Annotated in this window: 5 protein-coding genes; 4 read left to right on the forward strand and 1 reads right to left on the reverse strand. The window is 70.7% G+C overall.

The window, feature by feature from the left end:
- Window positions 1-146 (forward strand): integrase core domain-containing protein (locus VGO10_RS21705; protein ID WP_349258906.1); only part of this gene is annotated, 146 nt, incomplete at its 5' end.
- A gap of 89 nt (window positions 147-235) precedes the next feature.
- Entirely contained in the window at window positions 236-634 is a 399-nt protein-coding gene (locus tag VGO10_RS00715) for a hypothetical protein (RefSeq protein ID WP_327464160.1), read from the forward strand.
- Here VGO10_RS00715 and VGO10_RS00720 read toward each other — a convergent pair.
- A complete protein-coding gene (locus VGO10_RS00720; protein ID WP_327464161.1) occupies window positions 631-2745 on the reverse strand; it encodes an AAA family ATPase in 2115 nt (704 codons plus the stop codon). The genes VGO10_RS00715 and VGO10_RS00720 overlap by 4 nt on opposite strands.
- Window positions 2746-2804: 59 nt before the next feature.
- Between VGO10_RS00720 and VGO10_RS00725 the strand changes: the two genes are divergently transcribed.
- The gene (locus tag VGO10_RS00725) at window positions 2805-3155 is read left to right on the forward strand and encodes a hypothetical protein (RefSeq protein ID WP_327464162.1); all 351 of its coding nucleotides are present in this window, start codon (window positions 2805-2807) and stop codon (window positions 3153-3155) included.
- 19 nt (window positions 3156-3174) lie between these two features.
- The coding region (gene dapA, locus VGO10_RS00730) for a 4-hydroxy-tetrahydrodipicolinate synthase (RefSeq protein ID WP_327464163.1) at window positions 3175-3953 on the forward strand (779 nt) is incomplete at its 3' end.

The following is a 3953-nucleotide window of genomic DNA, read 5'->3' on the forward strand; positions in this document are numbered from 1 at the left end:
TCTACCGCTCAAGCGACGAACGCACCGCGGCCCTTGACGGATGGCTCTGGCACTACAACCATCACCGCCGACACTCAGCCCTCGACCACCAAACCCCGATCACCCGCCTCAACCAGCGAAACAACCTCCACGGGACTTACACCTAGACGTCCCGGCAGGGTCCTGCATTGCGGACGCTAGGAGCGGGGAGTACCGTCGCCAGACGTTCTTTCCACCACCCGAAGAGGAGCGGCGTATGTACCGCGAAAAGCTCCTCGTCGTGGCCAACCAGACGGTCGACTCCGACGAGCTGTACGACACCCTTCACGCCCGAGCGGAGCATGGTCCGCTCGCCGTGACGCTGCTGGTCCCACAGGATCAGCAGACGGGCTTGGGTCAGCGCGTCAACGCGGCACTCGACCGTCTCCATGCCGGCGGCGTGGAGGCTGAGGCAATGCTTGGCGACGTTGACCCCGCATGCGCGGTCATCGAGGTTTGGGACCCCCGTCGCTGGGATGAGATCCTCGTCTCCACGCTGCCGAACAGCACGTCGCGCTGGCTGCAGATCGATCTCCCGCACCGCATCCAGCGGGCGATCGACGCGCCGGTCAGCCACATCGAGGCCCACCCGGCCGGCGCCGCCAGCCGCAACTAGGACACCAGCTCGACCAGCCGCGTGTTGCGCCGTGAGGCATCGACGCGGCTCAAGGCTGTCGGCAACGCGCCACGTTCGGCGACGATGACGCAGGCGGTCTGGCTGCGCGTCACCGCGGTGTAGACGAGGTTGCGGGTCAGCATCGGCGCGTGGCTGCGTGCCAGGGCGATGACGATCGCCGGCGCCTGGGAGCCCTGCATCTTGTGGACCGAGCAGGCGTAGGCCAACCGCAGCGTCGCGGTCTCTGAGGTGTCGAGCGTCAGTCGGCGGCCGTCGTCGCCGACGAGCGTCAGCGTTCCGCGGCCGGGATCGTTGGCAGCGACGACCGCGATCTCGCCGTTGTAGAACGAGCGCTCGTGGTTGTTGCGCGTCTGCATGATGCGGTCGCCGAGCCGGAAGGGCGTGCCCTTGACGTCGCGGCCGCTGGGGTTGAGCCGCTCGCGCAGCGTCTCGTTGAACGCGTCGATCCCCGCCGGGCCCTTGTGCATGGGGACGAGGACCTGGAGGTCGGCGATGGGATCCAAGTCATAGTGGTCGGGAAGGCGGCTGGTCGCCAGCGAGACCACCTCGGTGAAGACGTCGGCCGCGCTGGGGCGCTCGATGTAGAAGAATTCGCGGAGGTCGTCGGGGCCTAGCGGCTGGGACGGACCCAGCGGCGCCTCGCCGCGGTTGACGCGGTGCGCCGCGCGGATGATCAGCGAGCGCGCGGCCTGGCGGAAGACCTCGGTCAGCCGCGTCGCGGGCGCTGTGCCTGAGGCGATGAGATCCTCCAGCACGCGGCCGGGCCCGACGGGCGCAAGCTGGTCCACGTCGCCGACGAGCAGCACGTGCGTGCGCGGGCCGACGGCCTCCAGCAGCGCGGCGGCCAGACGGACATCCAACATGGAGGCCTCGTCGACGACGAGGAGGTCGACGCCGGTCAGGGGATCGTCGGCGTCCCGGGCAAAGCCCTCGCCGGGGACCCATTCGAGCAGCCGGTGGATGGTCGTCGCCTCGGCACCGCCGGTGGCCTCGCTCAGCCGCCGCGCCGCCTTGCCCGTCGGCGCACACAGCCGCACCGTCCGCTTCTGCGCGCGCAGCAGGTCGACCAGCGCGCGCATCGTCGCGGTCTTGCCGGTGCCCGGCAGGCCCGTGAGGATCGAGAGCCGGTGCTCGGCCGCGGCGTGCACCGCCGCCCACTGCGTGGCGGTCGGCGCATGGTCGCTCTCCGGCGGCTGGTCCGGCACGTCGACGTCGAGCGTCGGCGGGGCGGAGGCGAGCTCGCGCACGCGCTCGGCCAGCCGCCGCTCGGTGCGGTCCATCCGCGGCTCGAGGACGCGCTCGCCGTCGAGGACGAGCTCGGCGTCCTCGATGTGGCCGTCGACGATCTCGATCGGGAGCTCCAAGAGCCGTGCGGCCCGCGGCAGCAGCTCATCGCGCGCCAGGAAGCAGTGGCCGTCCTGCTCGGCCGCACGCAGCGTGTGCGTCAGTGCGGCGTGGATGCGCTCGGGCGCGTCGGCGGGCGTGCCGAGCGCGCGGGCCACCGCGTCGGCCATCGCGAACGCGAGCCCGTCGACCTTGGCCAGCGCATACGGATCCTGCTGCAGGAGCGCGAGCGCGCCGCCGCCCAGCGCCTTGTGCACCCGCGCGGCAACCGCCGCCGGGACGCCGTGCTCGGCGAGCAGCAGCGCGAGCGCGCGACCACCGGCCTGCTGCTGCCACGACGCCACCGCCGGCTTGAGCTTGGCCTTGCCGATGCCCGGCACCTCGAGCAGCCGTGTGCCCGGGTCGCGGTCGACGATCTCGAGCACCTGGTCACCATGGCGCACCAGCAGCCACTCCGCGCCACGCGGGCCGACGTGCTTGACCGAGCCCAGCAGCGTGATTAACGCGTCCGGGCTCGCCGCGCCGACCTTGAGCTGCTCGACGTGAAGTTGGCGACCGAAACGCGGATGGTCACGCCAGGCACCCTGGACCTCGACGGTATCGCCCTCGTGCAGGTGCGCGATCGGACCGGTGAGGGTGACCTCCTCGCCCTCATCGGCCATGGCGGCCAGGACGGCAAAGCCCCCATCGTCGGCACGCCAACGCACCGCGACGATCTCGGCGGCGAGGGAGGCGGGATCCGGCACCCGACGAGGGTACGCTGTGAAGCCGATCGACCCTGAGGAGAACCGGCAGCATGGGCTTCATGGACAAGGCGAAGAAGTTCGCCGAGCAGGCGCAGCAGGACGCCAAGGACGGCACGCTCAAGGAACGCGCCAAGGGCCTCGCCGACCAGGCGCAGGTCAAGCTCGACGAGGTTCAGACGCAGTTCAACGAGAGCCAGAAGAACAAGGGCTGGGACGAGTCGACGACGGCGCCCGCTGAGCCGACGCCGGACCCCGAGGCCACGGCCGAGGCCGCCGAGGCGGTCGCGGCTGCCGCCGAGGCGCAGCCGCCTGCGACACCGCCTGCACCGCCCGCCGGCGACGCTCTGACCGTCGACCGCAGCCACGAGATCCCACCAACGCTCACCAGTGGCGACCCGCTTGCGGGCTGATCCTGGGACAATGCGTCGCGTGGCCGGGCTGGGAGCCATCCTCACCGCGATCGTCACGCCGTTTGACGACGATCTGAACGTCGACGAGCAGGCGTTCGTCGATCTTCTGCACCATCTTGCCGACCATGGCTCGGACGGCTTCGTCGTCTGCGGCTCGACCGGCGAGGCCTCGACGCTGAGCGACGAGGAGCATCTGCGCGTCGTCGAGCTGGCCGTTGCCGAGCGGCCCGAGGGCATGTCGATCATCGCTGGGGTCGGATCCAACGACACCCGCCACGCGGTGCACTTGACCGAGCGCGCGACCGCGCTCGGCGTCGACGCCGTCCTCAGCGTCACCCCTTATTACAACAAGCCCAACCGGCGCGGGCTCATCGCCCACTACGCAGCGGTGGCCAAGGCCACCGACGTGCCGATCATCCTCTACAACATCCCGTCGCGGTGCGTCATCGATGTGCCGAACGACCTGCTGGCCGAGCTGGCGCAGCTGGACGGCGTCGACTACGTCAAGCAGGCCAACAACGACAACTTGGCGCCGATCGACGGGCTGGGCATCTACGCCGGCAACGACGAGGCCTTGCTGCGCACCCTCGAGATCGGGGGCTGCGGCGGTATCTGCGTCGCCAGCCACCTGGTCGGCGACGAGATGCGGCGCATGGTCGACGAGCCCGAGAACCGGGCCGCGATCGACGCCTCGCTGCGCGACATCTACGCCGCGATGGGCGTCACCACGAATCCGATCCCCGTCAAGGCGGCGCTCGAGCTGGCCGGCCATCCGGTCGGCGGCCTGCGCCTGCCGCT

It is taken from the genome of Baekduia sp. (assembly GCF_035996765.1).
Classification (GTDB): Bacteria; Actinomycetota; Thermoleophilia; order Solirubrobacterales; family Solirubrobacteraceae; genus Baekduia.